At 41.0% G+C, this 24,605-nt stretch carries 21 protein-coding genes and 3 pseudogenes; 13 read left to right on the top strand and 11 right to left on the bottom strand.

Annotated features, from left to right (window positions below; all coding sequences use genetic code 11):
* Positions 1–46: 46 nt before the first annotated feature.
* Positions 47–1,567, top strand: coding sequence for an HsdM family class I SAM-dependent methyltransferase (locus tag L5B83_RS10735; RefSeq protein WP_265778519.1), 1,521 nt, complete (start codon positions 47–49; stop codon positions 1,565–1,567).
* A gap of 3 nt (positions 1,568–1,570) precedes the next feature.
* Positions 1,571–2,338 (top strand): HincII family type II restriction endonuclease, encoded by a 768-nt coding sequence (locus tag L5B83_RS10730; RefSeq protein WP_265778518.1) that lies wholly within the window; start codon positions 1,571–1,573, stop codon positions 2,336–2,338.
* A 199-nt stretch (positions 2,339–2,537) separates the two neighbouring features.
* Here L5B83_RS10730 and L5B83_RS10725 read toward each other — a convergent pair whose 3' ends face one another.
* Both L5B83_RS10725 and trxA read right to left on the bottom strand, forming a co-directional pair.
* Entirely contained in the window at positions 2,538–3,080 is a 543-nt protein-coding gene (locus L5B83_RS10725; RefSeq protein WP_250351315.1) for an OsmC family protein, read from the bottom strand.
* A gap of 10 nt (positions 3,081–3,090) precedes the next feature.
* Positions 3,091–3,403: pseudogene (gene trxA, locus L5B83_RS10720) on the bottom strand (thioredoxin).
* Positions 3,404–3,576: 173 nt separating this feature from the next.
* Between trxA and L5B83_RS10715 the strand changes: the two are divergent.
* Together L5B83_RS10715 and L5B83_RS10710 are read left to right on the top strand one after the other, a co-directional pair.
* On the top strand, positions 3,577–4,488 hold the full coding sequence (locus L5B83_RS10715) for an AraC family transcriptional regulator (RefSeq protein WP_265778517.1): 912 nt from the start codon (positions 3,577–3,579) through the stop codon (positions 4,486–4,488).
* Positions 4,489–4,845: 357 nt separating this feature from the next.
* The gene (locus tag L5B83_RS10710) at positions 4,846–5,289 is read left to right on the top strand and encodes a methyltransferase family protein (protein WP_265778516.1); all 444 of its coding nucleotides are present in this window, start codon (positions 4,846–4,848) and stop codon (positions 5,287–5,289) included.
* 207 nt (positions 5,290–5,496) lie between these two features.
* Here L5B83_RS10710 and L5B83_RS10705 read toward each other — a convergent pair whose 3' ends face one another.
* The gene (locus L5B83_RS10705) at positions 5,497–6,465 is read right to left on the bottom strand and encodes a DMT family transporter (protein ID WP_265778515.1); all 969 of its coding nucleotides are present in this window, start codon (positions 6,463–6,465) and stop codon (positions 5,497–5,499) included.
* Positions 6,466–6,684: 219 nt separating this feature from the next.
* On the opposite strand from L5B83_RS10705, the gene L5B83_RS10700 reads away from it, so the two are divergent.
* Positions 6,685–7,518 (top strand): LysR family transcriptional regulator, encoded by an 834-nt coding sequence (locus tag L5B83_RS10700; protein ID WP_265778514.1) that lies wholly within the window; start codon positions 6,685–6,687, stop codon positions 7,516–7,518.
* Between the two features lie 475 nt (positions 7,519–7,993).
* Here the strand turns inward: L5B83_RS10700 and L5B83_RS10695 are convergent, their stop codons facing one another.
* Complete coding sequence (locus tag L5B83_RS10695) at positions 7,994–8,893, bottom strand: LysR family transcriptional regulator (protein WP_265778513.1); 900 nt, start codon at positions 8,891–8,893, stop codon at positions 7,994–7,996.
* A gap of 138 nt (positions 8,894–9,031) precedes the next feature.
* Here L5B83_RS10695 and L5B83_RS10690 point away from each other — a divergent pair, with 138 nt between their 5' ends.
* The 3 genes from L5B83_RS10690 (at position 9,032) to L5B83_RS10680 (ending at position 12,294) form a co-directional block, all read left to right on the top strand.
* A complete protein-coding gene (locus L5B83_RS10690; protein WP_265778512.1) occupies positions 9,032–10,006 on the top strand; it encodes an alpha/beta hydrolase family protein in 975 nt (324 codons plus the stop codon).
* A gap of 395 nt (positions 10,007–10,401) precedes the next feature.
* Positions 10,402–11,199, top strand: a complete 798-nt coding sequence (locus L5B83_RS10685; RefSeq protein ID WP_265778511.1) for a hypothetical protein — start codon at positions 10,402–10,404, stop codon at positions 11,197–11,199.
* Positions 11,200–11,205: 6 nt separating this feature from the next.
* Positions 11,206–12,294: a site-specific DNA-methyltransferase gene (locus L5B83_RS10680; protein ID WP_265778510.1), complete on the top strand. Its 1,089-nt coding sequence runs from the start codon at positions 11,206–11,208 to the stop codon at positions 12,292–12,294.
* Positions 12,295–12,420: 126 nt separating this feature from the next.
* Here the strand turns inward: L5B83_RS10680 and L5B83_RS10675 are convergent, their stop codons facing one another.
* A complete protein-coding gene (locus tag L5B83_RS10675; RefSeq protein WP_265778509.1) occupies positions 12,421–13,551 on the bottom strand; it encodes an NADH-dependent flavin oxidoreductase in 1,131 nt (376 codons plus the stop codon).
* 18 nt (positions 13,552–13,569) lie between these two features.
* Complete coding sequence (locus L5B83_RS10670) at positions 13,570–14,577, bottom strand: MBL fold metallo-hydrolase (protein WP_265778508.1); 1,008 nt, start codon at positions 14,575–14,577, stop codon at positions 13,570–13,572.
* Between the two features lie 91 nt (positions 14,578–14,668).
* On the opposite strand from L5B83_RS10670, the gene L5B83_RS10665 reads away from it, so the two are divergent.
* The gene (locus tag L5B83_RS10665) at positions 14,669–15,511 is read left to right on the top strand and encodes a LysR family transcriptional regulator (RefSeq protein ID WP_265778507.1); all 843 of its coding nucleotides are present in this window, start codon (positions 14,669–14,671) and stop codon (positions 15,509–15,511) included.
* A 163-nt stretch (positions 15,512–15,674) separates the two neighbouring features.
* Here L5B83_RS10665 and L5B83_RS10660 read toward each other — a convergent pair whose 3' ends face one another.
* The 4 genes and pseudogenes from L5B83_RS10660 to L5B83_RS10645 form a co-directional block, all read right to left on the bottom strand.
* Positions 15,675–16,184, bottom strand: a complete 510-nt coding sequence (locus L5B83_RS10660; RefSeq protein WP_265778506.1) for a hypothetical protein — start codon at positions 16,182–16,184, stop codon at positions 15,675–15,677.
* A 3-nt stretch (positions 16,185–16,187) separates the two neighbouring features.
* Complete coding sequence (locus L5B83_RS10655) at positions 16,188–16,577, bottom strand: hypothetical protein (protein ID WP_265778505.1); 390 nt, start codon at positions 16,575–16,577, stop codon at positions 16,188–16,190.
* 181 nt (positions 16,578–16,758) lie between these two features.
* A pseudogene (locus tag L5B83_RS10650) lies at positions 16,759–17,025 on the bottom strand (helix-turn-helix domain-containing protein); the annotation flags it as partial.
* Positions 17,026–17,135: 110 nt separating this feature from the next.
* Positions 17,136–17,786: pseudogene (locus L5B83_RS10645) on the bottom strand (IS1595 family transposase).
* A 385-nt stretch (positions 17,787–18,171) separates the two neighbouring features.
* Here L5B83_RS10645 and ilvY point away from each other — a divergent pair.
* A complete protein-coding gene (gene ilvY / locus L5B83_RS10640) occupies positions 18,172–19,050 on the top strand; it encodes an HTH-type transcriptional activator IlvY (protein WP_250351211.1) in 879 nt (292 codons plus the stop codon).
* Between the two features lie 36 nt (positions 19,051–19,086).
* Positions 19,087–19,968 (top strand): EamA family transporter RarD, encoded by an 882-nt coding sequence (gene rarD / locus L5B83_RS10635; RefSeq protein WP_265778504.1) that lies wholly within the window; start codon positions 19,087–19,089, stop codon positions 19,966–19,968.
* Positions 19,969–20,240: 272 nt separating this feature from the next.
* Here the strand turns inward: rarD and mazG are convergent, their stop codons facing one another.
* Positions 20,241–21,032, bottom strand: a complete 792-nt coding sequence (gene mazG / locus L5B83_RS10630) for a nucleoside triphosphate pyrophosphohydrolase (protein ID WP_265778503.1) — start codon at positions 21,030–21,032, stop codon at positions 20,241–20,243.
* Between the two features lie 222 nt (positions 21,033–21,254).
* Here mazG and uspA point away from each other — a divergent pair, with 222 nt between their 5' ends.
* Complete coding sequence (uspA, locus tag L5B83_RS10625) at positions 21,255–21,680, top strand: universal stress protein UspA (protein WP_250351281.1); 426 nt, start codon at positions 21,255–21,257, stop codon at positions 21,678–21,680.
* Positions 21,681–21,857: 177 nt separating this feature from the next.
* Positions 21,858–24,482, top strand: a complete 2,625-nt coding sequence (gene alaS / locus L5B83_RS10620) for an alanine--tRNA ligase (protein ID WP_265778502.1) — start codon at positions 21,858–21,860, stop codon at positions 24,480–24,482.
* Positions 24,483–24,605 lie beyond the last annotated feature (123 nt).

Here is a 24,605-nt window from a genome sequence, read left to right as displayed (position 1 = left end):
ATTGATTTTAAAACTATTTAAAAAACTTCTGGGATTCCGTATAATTATGATAATAGAACAAAATCAAATTTCTTTTGGGCAATTTTTTACTCCAAGACACATTGCTGATTTTATGGTAAATATGATTACCCATGCTAAAAATAGCAAAGTTTTAGAACCCTCCTGTGGGGAAGGTATATTTATTGAAGCATTGCAAAACAAAAATTTTCACAATATAACAGCTTATGAGATTGACGCTTCACTTATCCATCATTCATTTGTAATTAATGATAGCTTTTTAAATTGCTCAATGGATGAAAATTTTAATGTTATAATTGGCAATCCACCTTATATTCGTTGGAAAAATTTAAACTTAGCAGCAAAACAAGAATTAGCCAATAATTGGTTATGGCAAAAATATTTTAATAATCTATGTGATTATTTTTATATTTTTATATTAAAATCAATAAACTTACTTAAAGACAATGGCGAACTTATTTTTATTTGTCCTGACTATTGGTTTTCCACAACACATGCTAAAAATTTACGTCAATTCATGATGGAAAACGGTGGATTTGAAACCATTATTCGTTTTCACGAATCACAGATTTTTCCTAAAGTCAATTCATCTATTGCTATTTTTAAATATAAAAAAACCAAAATAAAGTCTCAAGATATTAAGGTTATACAATTAACTAAAAGAATGAAGGTAGATACTGTATTACTGGATAATTTAGAAAGAAATCCTTTCGTACAATGTTTTAATATTCCACAGTTCACTAAAAGAGATAGTTGGTTATTTATATCTGAGGGCATTCGCCAGAGATTACAATTATTTGAAAATCAGTGTGCATCAACAATTCATGAAATATGCGATATTGGGAATGGGATGGTAAGTGGTCTGGACAAAGCCTTTCAAATGAAAGAAATAGAAAGTTATACAGATAACGAACGTAAAGCAAGTATAAAAGTTGTAAAAGCTAAAAACTTGGGTCAATTCCTTGTCAAAAAAATTACTTATTATATCTTTATAAACAAAGATATTGATGAAAAAAATTTTTCCATAGATTATCCAAATTTTTACCATGATTTATCAATATATCGTGAGCAATTAAATAAACGATATTCGTACAATAAAACTATCCCTTTCTGGCAATGGAGCTTTTTAAGGAATTACCAACTATTTAGCAAGAAAGAAAAACGTATTTTTGTTCCATGTAAAGAAAGGGTTACTCATAAAAACTATTTCCGCTTTGCTATGGTTGATGAATTCACGTACCCTACTCAAGATGTAACGGCTTTATTTCGGAAAGAAAATGTAAGAGAAAGCTTAGAATATATTTTAGCCTACCTTAATCAGCCCATTGTTTTTGAGTGGCTGAAGTATAACGGTGTTATTAAAGGTGGAATTATTGAATTTTCTGAAAAGCCATTAGCATCTATTCCATTTAGGAAAATTAATTGGAAGTGTAAAAAAGATATTGAATGTCATAATAAAATTACTTATTTTGTACGTCTCTATCAAATAGAACAGCAGGAAACATATTTACAAGAAATTAGAAATTATTTTCAAAAATTGGGGATTTAATTAATGAATTCAGAGCAAGTACTTCAACTTACAAATAAATTGATAAACCAAAGTGTTCCTAAGCCAATCTCAGGAACATTATCAGGCCACGCCGCTGGAGAACCTTTTGAAAAATTAGTTTACCAATATTTAAAGCAACAACACCCAAATAATATTTTTAAACAATTTGAATACTTAAATGATTTATATCGTAAAAATCCAACAGTGATTGGACATAAAGCACGTGCAAATTTATTTCAATCACCTACTGTTTTATTTTTGTTAAGTAGAGGAAAATCCGCAACTGATAAATGGAGTGAAGAAAATCTCTTTGAAGAAAAGCAAAATGATACCGCTGATATTTTACGTGTAATTAATGGATTTTATGAGCTAATTGATGTTAAAACACGAAACATTAATAAAAATGCACAACAGCCTAATATTATCTCTGCATATAAACTGGCACAAGTATGTGCAAAAATGCTAGACAACAATGAATTCTATACCTTTGAGATCAATTACTTTGAAATTGACTGGAAATTGGAGGGAGATCAATTGGTTTGCAAAAGTATTCATTATGCGGAATTATTTAGATCTCAACCAAATACTTTATATATCAACTGGGCTGCAGCTATGCAAATTCAATTTCATGTTTGCGATTTAGATCAAAGTTTCTCACTATCACGACAAGAATGGGCAAAACAGTATTTAAAGCACTTTGTTTTACAAGCAAAGCAACGTGCTGAAATTATGGTAGAAAAATTTGTTAAACCTTTTGAGCCATACCTATGAAGTTTTAGAGAAATATTGATTACCCAAGACATCGGGGCTTGGATAAAGGGTTTTTCAATATTAAGCAACGATACAATACGGTTTGACATGATTTTCCTTAAAAAAATATGAGGCTCATGCAATAAAGGCTCACACAATAAAAGTTAAAAAGCCATCGGCAAAGAAAGCCCAAGCCAAGCTCAGGCTTTCTTTATTGTCCTTACACCGAGCGGTTAATCACGTTAACGGGATTGACCAGCGTGTCATACACGGGCGAATGATTGGCGATTTCATCAACCAAGGCATCAAGCTTTTCTTTATCGGTATTTGGACTTTCTAGGTGAATATCCACACGGATTTGGCTTGCACCGCTGCGAACGTCTTTAAACTTCAAAAAGCCATTTAAATCAAAATCCACACTAAGCTTTAAATCAATACGGCTTAATTCAATGCCCTTGCCAGCGGCAAGCAGCGTGAGGGTTGCGGTATAACAGCCTGCCAACGCCTGCAAAACGTACTCCATCGGGCTTAAGGCACGGTCTTCGCCCAGCACCGCCTGCGGTTCATCGCCAAGCGTGATGAATTTATTCACACGGCTGTTATCGGCAACACCGCCTTGCACCGTGATGCCTGTTGCGGTTTTTACGCCAACACCGCCGTTTGATTCACTGCTCATATGCAGAGTAAATTCGCCAAGTTTGGCATCGTTTTGAATACGGGCGGCAAGCTCGTTAATTTTTGTAACATCAGCAAAAGGGGTCATTCTGTTCTCCTTAAAGTTCTTTATCAATCAATTGGGCAAGGGCAGATTTGGGCATCGCACCTGCGTGGCGTGCCGTCATTTGCCCTGCTTTAAAAGTCATCAGCGTTGGGATATTGCGAATGCCATATTGGGCAGAAAGCTTAGGATTGTCATCAACATTGACCTTCACCACCTTGGCCTTGCCTGCGTAATCCTCTGCTAATTCATCAAGCAAAGGGGCAATCATTTGGCAGCGGACACCAATCGGCATAAAAATCAACCAGCACGGGCGTGTTTGCATTTAACACTTCGTCAGAAAAGGTCTTGTCTGTGGCATAAATCATAAAAAATACTCCATTGAAAAAGTTTTGATGTTGAAAAGCTTTCATGTTGAAAAGCTTTGATGGCGTTATTATCGGTTAAACCCTGCCGCCATATTTGCCAAAACGAAGTCAATTCTTGCCTAATTTGACAAACTCCCTTAAAATCACCCTAAAAACATTTAGGGAGCCGCATCATGTATCAAGACCCATGGGAAAAACTTGCCAGCCTCATCAAACGCTTCACCCAGAAAGAAGGCAGCTTTTCTGACACCGCCCTGCCCGCCTTAAATCTCTGCCGCCGCAACCACCGCACCCACCCCGTGCCTTGCATCTATCCGCTTAGCCTGTTTGTGGTCGTGCAAGGCGTGCAGCACGTCAATTTTGGCAACGAAATCATGCAGCTTGCCCAAGGCGATGCCGCATTGACCACCCTTGATTTGCCTGTGGTATCGCACGTTTTGCAGGCAAGCCAAAGCACGCCCTACCTCAGCTTAAGAATTGAACTTGATGTGATGCTCTTGCGTGAACTTGCCGAACAGACCGACTGGCAGACCAAGCAATCAAGCCTTTCGGACAGCCTGTCGGTCGCCCCGATTGATGAGGGATTACTTGATGCGGTGGTGCGTTACACCGCTCTGCTTGACGAACCCAAATGGCAGCCGCACCTTGCCCCCTTGATTGAACGTGAAATCGCCGTACGCCTCTTAAACGGCGTGCATCAGCCCATGCTAAAAAGGCTCTTGATGCAAGGCAGTGCCGAACGCAACATCGCCAAAATTATTGCCTATTTTAACGAGCATTACACCCAAAAGACCGACATCAACCAACTGGCAGAACAGGCACACATGAGTCCATCTTCCTTTCGCCAGCACTTTAGAAAGCTGACAGGCGTAAGCCCCCTGCAATACCAAAAGCAGCTTCGCCTCCAGCACGCCAGACGGCTGATGTTTAAAGAAAATCAAGATGCCACCACCGCCGCCTTTGCCGTGGGCTATGAAAGCCCGACCCAATTTAACCGTGAATACGCCCGACTGTTTGGCGAACCGCCCCACCGCGACATACAGCGGCTCAAAGACAATGAAATGCAGTTTGGCAGGATTGTTTAGGATTTTAGGCTGCCTGAAAGTTCAACTTCAGTTTTCAGGCAACCCAAACTCAAACCAAACTCAAACTATAGAAAAATCTTCAAGTAAGCCAAAAGAATACATCATTTTCGATTTGGCAAAGTTTTAGCTCAAAAAGGCAATGCCTATCCATAGACAAACTGTTTTCGCTTGCTTGATAAGCCCTAAAGTGTACGATAAAATAGAGTTTTGGTACGTTATCGGACTTTTTTTATGCAATATCAAGCCCCTTTTATGGATAAATTTTGGACGTTATCTATATTGGTTTTATGGTGCTTGATATAAGGCAATTGCCATTGATACTGGCTTTTACCTAGCAAAAGCCCTAGGAGAACCCAAATGGAACTTAAATTTCCCCCGCCTTTAGTGATGCTGTTTTGTGGCTTGTGTATGGGATTGGTGGCTTGGCTGCCCTTTGGTCAAATTCTTCGCCTGCCATGGCTTGCTGTTATTGTGGCTTTGCTTGCTGTGTTGATTGGCGTAATGAGCGTTACCAGCTTTAAAAAAGCCAAAACCACCATCAGCCCCGTTAATCCTGAAAAAAGCAGCAGTCTCGTTACTTCAGGCATTTTTGGCATAAGCCGCAATCCGATGTATCTTAGCATGGCGTTATTGCTTACCGCACTTGCGTTGGTGCTTGGCAGTGTGTTTGCTTGGTTTTTTGTGCTGGGCTTTATTTTGTACATGAACCGCTTTCAGATTATCCCCGAAGAGCGAATTTTGGCTCAAAAATTTGGTGAGGTTTATCAGGCCTATTGCCAACAAACAAGAAGATGGCTATAGGAAATTTTTGTGCGTATTGAGGCTGCCTGAAAACTTGAAATGAGGATTTTTGGGCGGCTTTTTATTATGACAATCAAGGTTATCATTCCTAAAAAACGATGGCATTAAACCCTTAAATTTCCACTTAAGTAGATAGAAAAATCTTTGAACAACTAAAGCCCAAAATCATAAGTTACAACAAAAATAGCAGAATTTTTGACAGCACTTTTAATCCCCTTCTTTAATACAAGGGCTTGCCGCAGAGAGCGAAACGCCCACTTTTTTACGGGATTTTTTGCCATGCAGGCTTGCAGCTTTGGGCAGCCGTTTCACACGGTAGAGCAGCAACGCAAGCAAAATCAGCACGCAGCCGATGATTTTTGACGTGCCAAGCATTTCTTGCATAAACATCACGCTAAGCAGCATCGTCCAAACAGGTTCTAAAATCATGATTAACGCCCCATTGCCGACATCGCTTAATTTTTGCCCAAAGGTTTGCAGCAAAAAGCGGGCATTGGTACCAATCAAAACGCTAAGGGCAAGCCAAAGCCACGTCATCGAGCCAACAGAAGACGGCATATCTTCTGCCAACAGTGCATAAAAACCGCTTGACAGCCCAACCATCGCAAGCTGGATAAAGGTCAGCGGCAAAATCGGCACCGACTTTGCGTAGCGGCTGTTTAACACAAACTGAATGCCCGCCCAAAGTGCCGTCAATAAAAAGAACAGCGTATCAAGCCCCAATCCGCCGCCCGAAGAAAGACCGCTTGCTGCCAAAAAAATCATGCCCAAAACGGCAATCGGCAGGGCAAGCCAAAACCGCCTTACGGGTCGCTCTTGATAAATCAGCCACGCAATCAACGGGGCAGCAAGCATCGCAAGGCTTAACAAAAACGCCCCTTTGCCCAGCTCTTGGGTGTGCTTTACGCCAAGCACCCAGAAAAAAAGATACAGGCTAAAAGATAAGCCAACAAGCAGACTTTGCTGCCACTGTTTACGGCTTAACCGCCCAAGTCCACGAAAAGCAAAGGGCAAAAAGATAATTGCCGCCGCACCAAAACGCAAGCTCACAAAGGTTACCGCTGGCAATTCGGCGATCGCACTTTTGGAAAACAGCCAGCCAAAGGCGGCGGCAAGGGTGGCAAGCAGCAAAATCCACTCACCACGGTAATGTTTAAAGTAATGTTTTAAGGACATGGTTTTTCCTGTTTCTCAGTAGCGTCATTTAAATTCAAGCAAATACGGCGTTGAAAGCTTTCTCATGTACCATCTGTACACTTTCGGCCGCTTTCGCCTTGTCTTCATTTGAATTTAAGCGACTAGAACAATCAAAGATTTAAGCGTATTTTATCCGTTGTTTTTTCACATAAATAGGCTTAAAATTGACAGCAATGTTTATTTTTTCACGATTAAGCGATGGATTTAGACTGGAACGATGTGCACTATTTCATCTTACTGATGGAAAAAGAGACCCTAACGGCGGCGGCAAATGCCCTAAATGTCGAACATGGCACGGTATCACGGCGGATTGAACGGCTGGAAAAACAGCTTGGACTGCACCTCTTTGACCGCATCAACAAGCGTTATCTGCCGACCGATGACGGCAGAGAGCTGTACCAAGAAGCCAAAAAATTGCAGCTAAACATCAAGCAATTTGCCCAAACAGCACAGGATAAGCGGGAATCGGTGGGTGAAGTGGCGGTTTCGGCACCGCCCTTTGTCGCCAACAGCCTGCTGGCACCGACCCTTGCCGTCTTTTATCAGCGGTTTTCGCATATCCGCTTGATTATCCAGAGCGATTCGATCATCAGCAATCTGCACGCCCGCCAAGCCGACATCGCCCTAAGGATTGCCGAGCCGCTGCAAGAAGACTTGGTGGCACGCCGTTTATGCTATGTCAAATACCGCTGGTTTGCCCATCGCTCCTATCTTCAGCACGAGTCGCAAGAAAGCTGGCAATACTTAAGCCTACAGCTTGCTGGCACGCACGAAAAATGGCTGCAAACCGAGCTTAATGGCAAGCCGATTCGCTTTGCCTGCAATGATTTTCAGGTGATGAAGGCGGCGATTGCCCAAAAAATGGGCATTGGTTTATTGCCGATTTGCCATGCCGACCACCCTGATTTTGCTGCCATTGAGGAGATGGAGGACTTCACCGCACCGCTTTATTTGGTGATGCATGAGGACGTTCGTGCGTCAAAAAAAGTGCGGACGGTGGCCGATTTTCTGATTGAAATGCTTGCCGATTAGCTTTGTGATGGGGCGAAAAGCATCAAGGCTAAATGAAGGGGCTGGGTGAAAGTTTTTAGGTAAGTTTTTATGGCAAAAGCCATGTTTTCCCTTAAAAAGCGATAAAAACTTCAAGATTTTTGACCGCTCTTTAATCCTTTAATAATAAAAAGGCTACCTGAAAACTTACATTTCCCTTTCAGGTAGCCTGATTAAAAAAATACGCTTTTAAATAGAGATTTTATTCAATATAAATTTTCACCCAAGTCAGTAGAAAAATCATTTAAAAATAAAAGCAAAAAACCATCGCATCATGGCGGTAAACATTTAAATATTTTTGACCGCTTTTTTATCCTTTGACAATAAAAACGCTGCCTGAAAACTTAAAAACCAGCACTTTCAGGCAGCCTGATTAAAAAAACACGCTTTTAAACAGCAATTTTATCGGATAAAAATACCCGCCCGAGTCAGTAACACGCCTTTTCCCCAAACCATTTCACCCAAACCGCTTCTGCAAAATTTCAGCCAGCAAATGAAAGACCAGCTTAATGCGGTTGGATTCGGCTTTTTGTTTGGGGCGGTAGAGATAACAATCCCAGTTTTTTCTTGGCAATTGAGGCAAAAGCTCCACCAATTGACCCGTCTCAAGGTATGGACGGCACAAGGTTTTGGGCAGGCTGCTGATAACACTGCCGCTCAATACGGCAGCCAGTTCGCTGTTCATATTATTGGTTAATAATTTCGGGGCTTCAGGCTGCAAACGCAGATTTTTGTTTAATTCCCATGGCCAAATTCGTCCATTGTTGGGATTGATAAGCGAGCTAAGCGGAAATTGGGGCAAATCCTGCCAGCGTTCAGGCGTGCCGTAACGGGCGATAAAATCGGGCGAGGCGGTGATGATTTCCTGCTCCTGCCCCACTTTTTTGACAATCAAACGGCTGTCTTTCGGGTTGCCATAACGTATGCCAAGGTCAATGCGGCCTGCCACCACATCTTCAAGGGCATTATCCGTCCGCCAATGAATTTGAATGTCGGGATAGTCTTGTAATGCCGTTAATAAATCTTGTAAAACGGCGTTTATTGGCGGGTAATCTGGCACGGCAATGCGTATTATGCCTTGTATTTGCTGGTTTTTCCGTGGCATTAAGAGGGCATTGGCATCGGCAAGCAGCTGTTCGGCACGTGGTAAAAACTGTTTGCCAAAATCGGTCAGCGTAACCTGTCTTGTGCTGCGTAAAAACAGCACTTCGCCCAAATGCTGTTCCAATTGGGCGATTTGTCGGCTGATAACTTGGGGCGAAACCGCAAACCGTTCTGCGGTGGCTTTAAATTGTAGGGTCTGTGCCAAATCGCAAAAAATTTGCACCGCACTTAGGGCGTTGAGTGATTGTTTCATCGCATTTTATCCAAAGATAAATACAAATAACGGCATGATAAATCTAATTTTAGGAATTCTAAAATCCTAAATGGGGAATTATCATCGCCATTTCAAGCAGATATAATCCAGTTTTTCAATACAATAGAAGGAAACCTTATGCTAAGCAACCGTATGTCTGCCGAACGTCTCGCTTTGGCACTTGAGCAAGAAAAAACCATCTCACCTGAAGACCATGAAAAAGTCAAAGGTTTGGCAAGCATTGTGCGTCCGCTGCGTAGTTTTATTTTCAAAACACCAGCGGCTTACGATATGCCTTTTGAAGAATGGGTGATTCCGTCTAATGACGGTACACCGCTTGAAGCGTGGTTTATCCCAGCCAAAGGCGGTATGAGCGACAAACTCGTGATTTTTAACCACGCCTTGCCGATGTGCCGTGCAGGTTTCCCTGGCCATTTTGGTCTGCCTTGGGCGGGCTTTGATGCGGTAGAGATTGATTTTGTTATCCAATACAAACACTTGACCGATGCTGGCTACAACGTTTTGACTTACGATATCCGCAACCACGGCAACAGTGCAGCAGCCAACGGCGGCGTATGCGGCATTGGCAACTGGGAATGGCGGGACTGTGTCGGCGTGAAAGCATTTGTCGATGCCCACCCTGAACTTTCTAAAATGAAAGTGGCGTTATACAGCCAATGTATGGGCGGTAATTCACAGTACCGTGCGATTATGGAACGCCCTGAATTGTTTGAAAATGTCCGCTGTATGGTCAGCCCGATGGTGGTCTCAATGGCGGCGATTTACGATGCGTTTTCAGAGCTGCAAGGCGTGCATCAATATCAGCCGCTGATTGATTTGGAATTGCTGAAAATGGGCGGCTTCACCATGGCAGAAATGACTCCGCATTTATGGGCACACGCTGTGAAAATGCCAACCCTGATTGTGCAGGTCAAAGATGACGCTTGGACACGCAACCCAGAAGACAGTCAAAAAACCTTTGATTTATTGGGTGCTAAAGAAAAAGAATTGCTGTGGATTGAAAACACACCTTACCGCTTTAAAGACGGCTACAACTACTTTGGGCGTTATCCTGAAAAAATCTTGCCGTTTATCGATAAATACATGAAATAAACGCTAAACATCAAATAAAAAGGCTGCCTGAATGTTTTAGGATTTTTAGGTAGCCTGATTGAAAGAATAACAATTTATTTGATACGTAAATTTTCACCCGAATCAGTAGAAAAATTTTCCCTAAAGAGTAAATTAAAGGACACTTAACGAGGTTAGATTCAGATTTTTCTTGGCAATTGAGGTAAAATCAAACACATGTAGGCAATGATTGATTTTTGATTATCAGGGTAAAAAAACAAACAGACATTAAGAACAACATGTTGAAATATAATCAAAAGGCCATATTAATAGAAAATTCAAGAAACTGACTTGTACCAATAACATATTGCCTGTACCGTAAGACAAATAAATTGTAGAATTTTAGAACAAAACTTTTAACTTTAAAAGGTAACAAAATGAATATTTGGACGCAGAAAAGTATTGACTTGGCAACTCAAAGTAATTACCTAGATCTACTTTACCGTATATATCCCATGTCAGTTAATTTACGCCGTGAACTAACACAAAGTACACAAGATGAAATTCGTAAACATCTTGATAACAAAGATGGTAAGAAATTACTTGATATACTATTAAAACAAGAGATTTTTCCAATTAAAGATAGTTATGTTGCTTATCTAAAAAGAGATAAAACAGCAATTAATCGCAATCCAGCAACAGTTAGTCGCTTATCTGGCATGCTGATTGAAATGGGATTTGATGAAATTTTAAATAAAACAACTGTACCTAAAGAAACCAATCGACAAATTGGTCCGCTATTCAAAAAATGGATTTCAAATGGAGCGTTAGGAGTTCCCGTTACAGATGACATCGATTGTTTTCTACAGTATCAGGATAATATAGTTTTTAACGCAAGTGATAAAGTTATGGAAAACTTTGCTAAAACACATTTAGGGTATCAACATAATAAGGGATTAGACTTTATTGCCAAGTTTAATCAAACAATAATTATTGGAGAAGCAAAATTCTTAACTGATTTTGGCGGACACCAAAATGCACAGTTTAATGATGCTATTGCCACAATGAAAGCACCATTAAAGGCGTCCAAATATAAAGTTAAAACCATCGCTATTTTAGATGGTGTTCTATATATCTCAGGTAAAAACAAAATGTTTTCTGAGTTAAAAAATTTTTCAGATGATCAAGTTATTATTACAGCTGTTTTATTACGTGATTATTTATTTTCGGTATAACATATTATGCATCTTACTTATCCAGATAAAAAAACTGAAAATGAAATTTTGGCAGAAATCAATCATATTGAGCCAATAAAACTAGATGAACACCTTCCTATTTTATTTCATGGGGATAATAAAATAGCATTATCAATATTACTTAATAGCGGTTACCGTGAAAAAATAGATTTAGTTTATATAGATCCACCATATAATACACAACAAGTTTTTACAATTTCAGATAATCGGGCAAGTACCATTAGCCGAACCAATTATGGTACAACAGCTTATTCTGATAGCCTACCTATAGAATATTACATAGAGTTGATGCGTGAACGTTTGATATTAATACGTGAGTTATTATCACAAAATGGCTCTATTTATTTACATATTGATAGTAAAGTTGGACATTATTTGAAAATAATTATGGACGAAGTATTTGGTATAGAAAACTTTAGAAATGATATTGCAAGAATCAAATCTAATCCTAAAAATTTTTCACGGCGAGCATTTGGCAATGAAAAAGATATGGTTTTATTCTATACAAAAAATAATAAGAAAAATATTTTTAATCAAGTTACTTCCCCTTTAAATGAAGAAGATAAAATAAAAATGTTCAAGAAAATTGATGAAAATGGCAGGAGATATAATACTGTTCCTGTTCATGCACCTGGAGAAACACAAAATGGCGTAACTGGAAAAACGTGGCGTGGAATGCTGCCTCCGAAAGGAAGACATTGGCGTTGCTCACCTGATGAATTAGATAAGTTAGATAAACAAGGTTTGATAGAGTGGTCAAAAAATGGCGTGCCTCGTATAAAAAAATTTGCAGATGAACATAAAGGTAAAAAAATTCAAGATATTTGGGAATATAAAGACCCAATTTATCCAATTTATCCGACTGAGAAAAATATAAGTATGTTGGAAATGTTGATTAAGCAATCATCTAATCCAGATTCAATTATATTAGATTGTTTTGCAGGTAGCGGTTCTACATTATGGGCGGCACAATCATTAAAAAGGAGATGGATTGGTGTAGATATATCAACCATTTCTATAGAGACAATACGACAAAGGTTTGGCTTGCTACCAATGCAGTTTATTAAAATATAAAACCTTAAATACCTTCAATGTTTTTTATTAAGTTGACTTAAAATATCGATCAAAAAGGCTACCTGAAAACTTACATTTCGCTTTCAGGCAGCCCTTTCTAACACCATCTCTTTATCCCATCACCGCTTACACATCTCTTGGCTGCCAGTCGGCACCTTTTAGCGGCGGCAGCCATGACGGGCCTTGCAGCTGCTGTTGCCATAGGGCTTCTGGGTAGCGGTAGGCGGTTTTTCTTTCGAGGTCAATGGCGGTTTGTATTTGCTCTTCTTTGCCTGTTTTGATGAGGGTGGCAAAGTTTGGGTTGATGAGCGAGGCTTTGCCTACGGCCAAAAATTCTGCCCAGCCTGTTTGGTAGGCGGCGATGAGGTCGTCTGCGGTAAAGAGGTTGCCTACGCCGATAAGCGGGAGTTTGCCGCCAATGCGTTCGTGGATAAGCTGCATGCGGCTTTGGTTTGTGTCGGCACCTCGGCGGGCTTTTTTGTAGAAGTCCCATAGGGATACGTGTAGGTATTGCAGGGGTTTGTCAATGAGGCGGTCGATGAGCTGCAAGGTATCGTGCATGGTGAGCCCGTCTTCGCCTGCTTCTTCGGGTGAGAAGCGGTAGCCGATGATGAAGTCGTCTCGCTGATGGCGTTGTTTGGCCGCAACGGCAGCGTCAATCACGGCAAGTGGAAACCGCATGCGGTTTTCTGGGCTGCCGCCCCATTGGTCGGTGCGGCGGTTGGTTTTGGCTGAGTAAAATTGTTGCAATAGGTAGTCGTTGGCACCGTGGATTTCTATGCCGTCAAAGCCTGCTTGCAGGGCAAGTTCGGTGGCTTGTCCAAAGGCGTTGATGATGGCGTGAATTTCGCTGTCTTCTAGGGCTTTGGCTTGGTTGATGGCACTTGGGGCAAGGGGGTGTTTGATGAGTCCAAAGTCTGCTGCACGTGCTCCGCCGTGGTGGATTTGTAAGATGGCTTTGGCGTTTTGTTTTTTAATCCGTTCGGCAAGGGCGGTCAGCCGTGGCAGGTTTTCTTGTCCGATGGCGTGGGGCTGGCCAGGAAAGGTTTTGCCGTTTTCGGCGACAAGGGTGGCGGCGGTGATGAAGAGTCCAAAGTCAGCGGCTCTGCCTTCAATAAAGTGGGCTTCTTCTTCGCCTAGGCTGCCGTCTGGGTTGGCTCCGAAGTGGGTCATCGGGGCAACGGCAAGGCGGTTTTTGATGGTGATGCCGTTATTAAGGGTAAAGGGGGTAAAAAGCGGTGCGTAACGGTCGTTCATGGTGTTCTCCTTAGGTGTTTAGTGTTGGTCAAGGGGGCGGTATTGTACGGGGATAAAGCGGTAGCCTTCGCCGTCTTTTTGTAGGTGTCCAAGCCCTGGAAATGGCAGATGTGCACCTGCGATGAGTGTTTTTTCCGCCACGATGTTTTTGAGCATGGTCTGACGGGTTTTTCGGGCTTGCTCGGCATTGGCATCAAAGTCTATGGCGACTTCTGGGTGCGGCATTTGTATGGCTGGGCTGTGCATGAGGTCGCCCCAAATGAGCAGTTTTTCGCCTTTGGATTCAATGAGAAAGCCGCTATGCCCTGCGGTATGCCCAAAGAGCGGTATGGCGGTTAGGTTTTCAAAGATTTCTTTGCCCGATGGGTAGTATTTGACCCGCCCTGCTTTGGCATAGGGTTGGACGGCTTGGCGTGCCAGTTCAACATAGGGGCGGACGGTTTCAGGCAGCATGTTTATGGGGGTGTCAAGCCAAAAGGCTTTTTCTTGTTCTGCCAGATAGAGGGTTGCATTTTTGAAGGTGCGTTTGCCTTTGTGGACGATGCCGTTTAGGTGGTCGGCGTGCATGTGGGTGGGCAAGATGATGTCAATTTGTTCGGGGCGGTAGCCTGAGGCGCGCAGGCTGTCAATGAGCCGTCCTTGTTTGTCCAAAAAGATGGGGGCTTGGACTTCGCCTTTGCCTGCATCAATGAGGATAAGGTGGCGGCCTGTGTTGATTAAAAAGCCGATGATGGTGCCTTCCATGCCGCCAAGATGGGTTCGGGGAACAAAGGCATCATCAAGCAGTTGGTTGAGTGTTTGTTCGCTAAGGTCGGTGTGTTTTGCCATCAGGGCGGTGTCCAGATTGCCTACGCCGTCATAAAGGGCGGTAACTTCGTAATCGCCGACCATTTGGCGAAAGTAGCCTGCAACCTGTGTTTTTTGCATGGGAACGGGGTTGGCTTTGGGCTGATGGACGGGCTGTGCCATCGCAGGCAAAGCGGTCAATCCAAACAGTAAGACGGCGGTAATCAGCGGTTTTTTCATGGTTTTTTCTCCAAAAATTATTTGATGTGGGGTTATTTTACCGCTTGTTATTGTTCAATAATATGGATAAAATGCAAAACAATGACGATTTATGCACATTCTTATGCGACTTGATTGGAACGATATTCACTATTTTTTATTGCTGGTTGAAAAACAGACGCTCACCGCCACCGCCGAGGCTTTGGGTGTAGAGCACAGCACGGTCGCCCGCCGTATTGAACGCTTGGAAAAACAGCTCAATCTACATCTTTTTGACCGCATCAATAAACGCTATTTGCTCACGGCAGCAGGGGAACGGCTTTATCCTGAAGCGAAAAAACTGCAATTTAATATCCGCCAGTTCCGCCAAACCGCCGAAGATAGCCAGCAGGCGGTCAGCGAGGTGTTGCTGTCGGTTTCGCCCTTTGTTGCCCATGCCTTGATTGCCCCGCTGTTGCCGCTCTTTTATCAGCGTTTTTCTCATATTCGCTTGGTATTGACCAGCGACCCGACCTTAAGCAGCCTGCATCAGCGTCAGGCAGACATTGCCCTAAGGATTACCCTGCCCGAGCAAAACGACCTTGTTGCCCGCCGTCTATGCAATATTGATTACCGCTGGTATGGGCATCAAGATTATCTTGCCGACACGCCCAAAGACGCGTGGCAATATCTGGGCTTGCACTTAGGCGGTACGCAGGCCAAATGGGTGGAGGAGCAGCTGGCGGAAAAGCCTGTTTGCTTTGTGTGCAATGATTTTCAGATAATGCAGACCGCCATTGTCCACAAACTTGGCATTGGGCTTTTGCCTTGTGATTACCGCACAGAAGCGATGACCGCACTTACCACCATGCCAAGCCTTAGCACACCACTTTATCTCATCATGCACGAAGATGTCCGCCATAGCCAAAGCGTACGTGATGTGGCGGATTTTTTGGTGGAGGGGCTTGGGGAGTAATTGATAAAAATATGATTAGAGGGAATATGGTGTTATGTAAACAATATAGTAAAAGAAATACTTTTTTGGCACAAAAATGGTTACACTGACTACCCCCTAAATCAAAAATAACTCTCCCTATAACGCATATGCCATCAAATTATATTTCATAACCAAGTCATCATTAATATCCTATTTTTTTATCATCTTGGTGGTTTAATTGTCTATCTACTGCTTTTTTGATTCTTTCGACTCCTTCACTTGATATATACCCAATTTTTTTCTTAGGGTAATTATCTGTTGCATTTTCCAATACATCTTTAGCTCCCTTTGTTAATCCCTGTCCTCCTATGAGTAAATGCCCTTCTATTAAAGGAGATTTTGCAATATCAGAAACAAATTTCTCTGCGACAGGTTTATTTATTTTTCCAGAGTAAGACTTTACATCTATTCTTGTATCTATTTTCTTACCTTCATAACTTTTTGGATCTGAAAAATCAGATCTACATCCTTGCGATATTTCAACCATTTCACGCAAATGATCTTCATTGTGCGTAAGCCATAAATCTATCCCATTATCGGCTGTATTGGTTATCGAAGGACGTTTGAAGTCAACTGACGAGCCGTCAACTCGCCCCATTTTTGATACGATTTCAGAAACTATCATTTCTCCCTTTTTACCTTTATTACTCATATCCTATCCTACCATCAACAATACGTCTTGATTATCACTATAATTATCGCGCTTAAGGGTAAATATCTTTAATATACTAGCCAAATCTCCAAATGATAGGATTTTGGATTCGGTATCACTAGTAATCAGTTGCTTATCTATCTTCTCGCTTTCTCTAACACACTCAGGTATTAAAATATCATTAATAATATCAGCAATCTTATTGCTATCTATATATTTTTGTGAAAACATATCGTCTGAACCTTTGGATTCATAGATCATCTTCTCTATTAAATAAGGCTCCAACCTTTCATAAATATGATCTTTTAAAGTCACTTTTTCCAAAGTCTTCGAAGTATCATCATAATATTCTTCATTACCATCGTATTTTACTAAAAACAAAGTATTCGACATTTAAAATCCCTTAAAAATTATAAAGTTAACCCAGCTAATTCAACTTGAAAAAATATTTATTATTAAAATCTCCAACCTCCTTTGAGTTGTATACAATTTCTTAGACGTATTAAAAGAAAGAGATATTTGAAAAATGATAACACAATATATCTAAATATATTCAACAGCATACCATTTTATTTTACCAAAAAACCTCACAAAAAAACCTCCACCACGCTCTCGGGCTGATACGGTGCTTTTTTCTAAAATGCTGACGAAAGGCGGTGGCAGAGTGAAAGCCGATTTCGCTTGCAATGTGTTCAATGCCCAAATCCGTGCTTTCTAACAGTTCCCGTCCACGCTGAAGACGCAGGGCAATCAGCCACTCGGTCAAAGACACACCTGTGGCTTGGCGAAAATGGCGGGTAAAGGTGCTTCGGCTCATATTCAGACGCTTTGCCAGTGCGTCAATATAATCATTTCCACAGATGCGTCTGTCTGTTAAATATGTGGTTGCTTTTACAACGGCTCACCTCCGCTCATTACGAAAGAATAATAATGGGGCTGTCCTAGAGATAACTAGGCTAAACTCCCTTTAACTAATTGTTTTAAAATAGAAATTTGAGATTTTAAGTTACTGTTATTAAAACGCTATTCGCATTCCTTCAAATAAAGCTCAAAATGAGCTTTCGAAATACCGTTAAACTTGCGTAAATGGCGTTTCGTTTGATTCCAGAAATTCTCAATTCCGTTAATGTGATTTTGTTTTTCTGCAAAGTGTGTACTGTGATTGATACGAAAATGGTTAAATTCACTCACGTCAAGTACATCATAACTTCGGTAGAAATCAGTCTAAACAATACTATCAGGCTTTACTTGCTCGCGAATGATTGGCAACAATGTCGCGGATTGGGTATTTGGCACCGCGACGGTGTAAATCTTACCATTGCGCTTTAAAAGCCCAAATACAGCCGTTTTACCTGCTGCATCTCGCCCTCGTTTGCCTTTGCGAATGCCACCGAAATAGCTTTCATCGGCTTCAATTTCGCCATCAAACATTTCCAAATGGGAGCTGTTTTGATAAATAAGCAATCGTAAGCGATGAAAGTAATACGCTGCCGTCGTTTTGTTTACATTTACTCGCTCAGCTGCTGTTATTGCGGTAACACCTACGACAAACAGCTCAATGAGTTTATTTTGTTTATGCTGACTTAAGCAACTTTTTCTCATTTGGTCATTTTAACCTAAACAGAGTTTTTAGTCGTTATCTAGGACAGCCCCTAGATTTAAAGTTGCGAGCTAATTTTTCAAAGCGTGTCGTAATACATAAAGTCCTTTAAATCACAACGTTATATCAAATATTAAATTGAGGATACGTCTAGTCTACCTATTCAATTCCCTCCAAAATCTCTCTAATTCGACCTAAATTTTTCTGCGTTAATCTTAATAAGGATGTATAGTAATACACCGTAGAAAGTTAAGTGCGGTGATTTTTTTACAAATTTTGGTAAGTACAGATCTATATGTTTACCCACTTAATCTTATCATTCCTATCATTAGGAAACACACAGATGAATCCTCTGCAATAAAACCTCTTTTTATTGAGAAAAACTTAATGGAATTTCAAGATCTTAAACTATTTATTGATTTAGCTGAAAATAAACATTTTGCCAAAACAGCAGAACAGCATTATATGTCGCCTTCTACCCTTTCACGGCAAATTAAACGGATTGAAGAGGCGTTAGGGGAAACCTTGTTATTACGCGATAATCGTAAGGTTTCTCTCACACCCGCTGGGGAGTTGTTTTTACAATTTGCTTATCAACAATGGCAACAATGGTTATCTTTAAAACAGCAATTTCATACCAATCAGCAAGAATTACAAGGTGAATTAAGGCTATTTTGTTCGGTTACTGCCGCGTATAGCCATTTGCCCCAAATGTTAGAAAAATTTCGTTTGCGTTACCCCAAAGTAGAAATTCAGCTCACTACGGGTGATCCTGCCCAAGCATTAGAAATGATCCAGCGCCAGCAAGTGGATTTAGCTTTAGCGGGGCGACCTGCGCATTTACCACAAAATGTCATGTTTCATTATATTGATGCTATCACCCTTTCCCTCATTGCGCCACGCGTTGCCTGCGCAACCACGCAATTATTGCAGCAAATGCCTATCGATTGGCAAAAAGTTCCCTTTATTTTGCCCGTAGAAGGGCCTGCTAGACAGCGAATTGATCAATGGTTTCAGCAGAAAAAAATTAAACATCCCACAATCTATGCGACAGTATCAGGACACGAAGGAATTGTCTCAATGGTGGCGCTCGGTTGTGGTGTCGCCTTATTGCCTGATGTCGTGATCGAAAATAGCCCACTTAATTCACAGGTTTCAACATTAACCATTGATACGCCAGTACAGCCTTTTGATTTAGGGCTTTGTATGCAAAAGAACCGTTTAAATTTGCCCTTAGTTCGTGCATTTTGGCAAATGTTAGAGTAAAGTGCAGTTATCATTTCATTTAAATTTAGGTGGGTTATGTTAAAAGGGATTGGCTTTTCACTTTTGGCTTCAATGCTATTTGGCTACATTTATTACTTTTCCACGTTATTACTTCCATTAAGTGGCGAAGATATTTTTGGCTATCGTGTTGTTTTTACTGCGCCTTTTGTGATTGCAGCGGTGTTTATTTTCCGCCAAAAATATATGCTGATCGCTCACTTAAAACGAATTAAACGCGATCCTTGGTTACTACTTGTTTTCTTATTTAATGGCAGTATGATGGGGTTTCAAATGTGGCTTTTTTTGTGGGCGCCAAACAATGGAGGTGCATTGAGTGTTTCCCTTGGTTATTTGCTATTACCTCTTGTTTTAGTGGCAGCTGGGCGGATTTTCTTTAAAGAACGCATCTCCCCACTTAAATTTCTTGCCATTATCATCGCCGCAATCGGTATTGGTTTTAACATTTATAGCAAAGGAGGGCTTTCTTGGGAAAGCCTTGCGGTGTGTGGCTATGCCATTTATTTTATGATGCGAAAATGGTTTAAGCTCAATGATATTACCAGCTTCGCCATTGAAATGGTTCTGACCTTACCCGTGTGTATCTATTTTGCCACTCAAGTAAACATTGCAGAAGTGCAGTTGGTGAATCCCCATATTTTGTCTTTATTATTTCTACTCGGCTTACTCAGTGGCATAGCCTTTAATGCTTACATTATGGCAAGCAGTCTATTGCCAATTAATGTGCTAGGACTATTAGGTTACGCCGAACCGATAATGATGCTCGCCGTTTCGTTGTTTATTGGGGAAAATATTGACGCAGAAAATTACCCGCTCTTTTTATCGTTAATGATTGGAATGGGCTTGATCATCATTGATGGTGTTTTAGCGATAAGACGACGTTCCGTTGTTGTATCCTAAATTTTCTTACCCGTCGTGCAAAGGGGTTATTAAGCAAAGATGACGATATTTGGGGCGTTGATTATTTCTGTTTCACATTGAAATAACGTAGCTTGTTATGAGTAGTATCAGATATTACTCATAACAAGCTAACGTGATAAGACTTGCCATTAGCACAACATTTTAAAATCTTCCAATATACCTCTTATCCTCAAAAGAAGTCGCATTTGACACCTTGGAGAATAGGTAAGCACCAAGACATCTTATACTCAATGAAAAAGTGCGGTGCTTTTTTAGCAATTTTCTTGTTTTTTCACATCGTCCCATAATCGGTCGAGTTCTGTCAGTGTGCTGCTTTGCAACGATTTACCTTGTTGTTTAACACGCGTTTCCACTTGACGAAAACGACGTTCAAATTTTTGATTCGCTTTGCGTAAGGCTTCTTCTGGGGAGCAATGCAGATGGCGGCTTAAATTCACCACAGCAAAAAGTAAATCACCAATTTCTTCTTCAATTTTTGCTTGTTCTTGTTGTGGACGAGCAAGTTCAGCTTGCACCTCTTGTAGTTCTTCTTGCACTTTAGCCATAACAGGTTGGATGTTATCCCAATCAAAGCCGACTTTTGCACAGCGTTTCTGTAATTTTTCTGCGCGCATTAAGGCGGGGAAAGATTGGGGAACATTATCCAAAATGGATTGGTAGGCTTTGTTTTTATTTTCTTGTGCTTTGATTGTATTCCAATGACGCAGGGCTTCTTGCTCGTTGTGTGCTTTTGCTTCACCGAAAACGTGTGGATGGCGACGCAAAATTTTTTCTGCCACCTCATTGATAACCTCATCAAAGGTGAATAAATTATCTTCTTTGGCAAGTTGGCTGAAAAAGACCACTTGGAGCAATAAATCGCCGAGTTCTTCGCGTAAATTGTCCGTATTTTGTTGTTCGATTGCTTCCACCACTTCATAGCTTTCTTCTAATAAGTGGGGGATCATTGTTTGATAGGTTTGTTCAAGATCCCAAGGACAGCCTCCATTTGGATCACGCAATTTGGCAATGAGTTGTACAAAATCTTGAATAGAATAGTTCATTTTTATCCTTTATGTATCAGGGTTGGCACGCAAGAAATGGGGCGATAATAGCACAATGTTTAGTGGGCTTAAGTAAAATTTTATGGCGAATTGCGATTTTTTTACAAATAAAAATAAATGTTTTTTCTAAAACGTGATCAAGTGCAAATTTTTTTTATTTGACTAGTGCTAGTATTACACCAAAAGAAATTGATTAACCTCTAAGATAATAAGGAGTTAGTTATGTATAAACACATTTTAGTTGCTGTTGATCTTTCTGAAGAAAGTGCATTCTTGGTGGAAAAAGCGGCAGGCGTTGCCAAACGCAATGAGGCGAAGTTATCCATTATCCACGTTGATGTAAACTTCTCTGATCTTTATACGGGGTTAATTGATGTGAATATGTCTTCAATGCAGGATCGTATTTCCACCGAAACCCATCAAGCCTTAGTTCAATTAGCGGAGCAATCTAGCTATCCTGTTTCAGAGAAACTAAGTGGTAGCGGTGATTTAGGGCAGGTTTTAGCGGATGCCATTGATAAATATGATGTGGATTTATTGGTGACAGGTCATCACCAAGATTTTTGGAGTAAATTGATGTCTTCCACTCGCCAAGTGATGAACACAATTAATGTTGATATGTTAGTTGTTCCATTACGCGAAGAATAGCGATTTAGCTGATTTATTCTGATTTGTGATCTGTACTTTGGCGATGAAAAACATCATCGGAAAAAGTGCAGATCCTTTTTATTTTGGGAATTGAAAAAAGTTTTTTCTAAATGTTAAAAATGTGCCAAAATAGCAAGATTCGTAACGAATTTAATGAAGATAAAATAAGGCAATTTAATGAAAACAACCGCAGAAATTAGAAAATCATTTCTTGATTTTTTTCATAGTAAAGGGCATCAAATTGTCCCAAGTAGTTCACTGGTTCCAGAAAATGATCCCACATTATTATTCACCAATGCAGGAATGAACCAATTTAAAGATGTATTTCTTGGTTTAGATAAACGCGCTTATACCCGTGCAACCACCGCTCAACGTTGTGTGCGTGCAGGTGGAAAACATAATGATTTAGAAAATGTGGGTTATACCGCGCGCCATCATACGTTTTTTGAAATGTTAGGTAATTTCAGCTTTGGCGATTATTTCAAACAAGATGCGATCACTTTTGCTTGGGAATATTTAACTTCAAGCGCGTGGTTAGGCTTACCAAAAGAAAAACTTTGGGTAACCGTATATGAAACCGATGATGAAGCCTATGATATTTGGCATAAACAAGTAGGCGTGCCAGCAGAGCGTATTATTCGTATCGGCGATAACAAAGGCGCCCCTTATGCTTCGGATAACTTCTGGCAAATGGGTGATACAGGTCCTTGTGGTCCTTGTACAGAAATTTTCTACGATCACGGTGATCACATTTGGGGAGGTCCACCGGGTTCACCAGAAGAAGATGGCGATCGCTATATTGAAATCTGGAATATCGTATTTATGCAGTTTAACCGCCAAGCAGATGGCACGATGGAAAAATTGCCAAAACCGTCAGTGGATACAGGAATGGGGTTAGAGCGTATTACGGCGGTATTACAACACGTTAATTCCAACTATGATATTGATATTTTCAAAGTATTGATTGCAAAAGCGGCAGAATTAACGGGGGAGAAAGATTTAACCAATAAATCCTTACGTGTCATCGCCGATCACATTCGCTCTTGTGCTTATTTAATTGCAGACGGCGTGTTGCCTTCTAATGAAGGGCGAGGTTATGTGTTACGCCGTATTATTCGCCGAGCAGTGCGCCACGGGCATTTACTTGGTGCGAAAGATGCCTTTTTCTACAAACTTGTGCCAACCCTTGCAGAGGTGATGGCTGAAGCAGGTAAAGAGATTAAAGAAAATCAAGCACATATCGAAAAAATCTTACGCTTAGAAGAAGAACAATTTGCACGTACCTTAGAGCGTGGCTTAGCGTTATTAGATGAGGCGTTAAGCCAAGTGAAAGATAACGTGCTTTCTGGTGAAGTTGCCTTCAAACTTTATGATACCTTTGGTTTCCCATTGGATCTTACCGCAGATGTGTGCCGTGAACGCAATATCGTGATTGATGAAGCGGGCTTTGAACGTGAAATGGAAGCACAACGCCAACGTGCGCAGTCGGCAAGTCAGTTTGGTATGGATTATAACAACGTTATCCGTGTGGACGGTTCAACGGCGTTTGAAGGTTATAGCGAATCAGAAAGTCTCGCAAAAATCACCGCACTTTTCTGTGAGGGAAAATCCGTAGAACAAATTAGCGCAGGGCAACGTGCGGTAGTCATTTTAGAAAATACGCCATTTTATGCAGAATCTGGCGGTCAAGTGGGGGATACGGGGCGTTTAGAAGGGCAAAATGTCTTATTTAACGTCACAGACACGCAAAAATATGGTCAAGTGTTTGGGCATATTGGTGAATTAGCCGAAGGCACGTTAAGTGTTGGACAATCGGTAAATGCCGTGGTGGATGTAGCACGTCGTAAACAAATTTCCTTAAACCACAGTGCCACTCACTTATTACACGCCGCATTACGCCAAGTGTTGGGTAACCACGTTGCACAAAAAGGCTCATTGGTGTCAGACAATTTATTACGCTTTGATTTTGCGCAACCTGAAGCCATTTCTAAAGCACAATTGTTTGAAGTGGAAAAATTAGTCAACCAACAAGTGCGTGCGAATCACCCTATTCAAACTGACATTATGGACCTAGAGGCTGCGAAAGCAAAAGGCGCAATGGCATTATTTGGCGAAAAATACGCCGAACAAGTGCGTGTTTTGACAATGGGCGATTTTTCTATTGAACTTTGTGGCGGAATTCACGCCCAATATACAGGTGAAATTGGGTTATTCAAAATCATCAGTGAAAGTGCAATTGCGGCAGGAATTCGCCGTATTGAAGCCGTAACGGGAGAAACTGCGATTGATTGGCTTCACCAACAGCTTGGTGTGTTAAATCAAAGTGCAGATTTATTGAAATCTGATGTTTCCTCACTGACGGATAAAATTCACCAATTGCAAGATAAAGCGAAAAAAGCGGAAAAAGAATTGCAGCAATTAAAAGAAAAAGCGGCAATGCAAGCTGGATCGGATATTGCAAAAAGTGCGGTGAAAATTAACGGCGTTTCTGTGGTATTACAGCAACTCGACGGTATGGAAACAAAATCACTGCGTGTGATGGTTGATGATTTAAAAAATCAACTCGGTTCAGCCGTGATTGCCTTTGTTTCTGTCTTTGACGGTAAAGTCAATTTAGTTGTTGGTGTAACAGCGGATTTAACTGCAAAAGTAAAAGCGGGTGAGTTAGTTAATCTAATGGCACAACAAGTAGGCGGTAAAGGCGGCGGTCGTCCAGATATGGCAATGGCTGGTGGCTCACAGCCTGAAAATGCAGAGAAAGCCCTTGCTGTTTGTTCTGAATGGCTAAATTCTCACTTATAAAATAAAAATTTTGTGTCGTAGCTCACAACTTTGCATTTCAGTCATCACGTTGTGAGCGTAAGTACGGTAATATTTTGGGGAGATGTACCCTAGGATATAAGGGGTAAATGATCGATAGGGATG

This window comes from Avibacterium sp. 21-599, assembly GCF_026226765.1.
GTDB lineage: Bacteria > Pseudomonadota > Gammaproteobacteria > Enterobacterales > Pasteurellaceae > Avibacterium.
The sequence above is the reverse complement of the archived record's forward strand: the minus strand, read 5'-3'. Positions and strand labels throughout refer to the sequence as shown.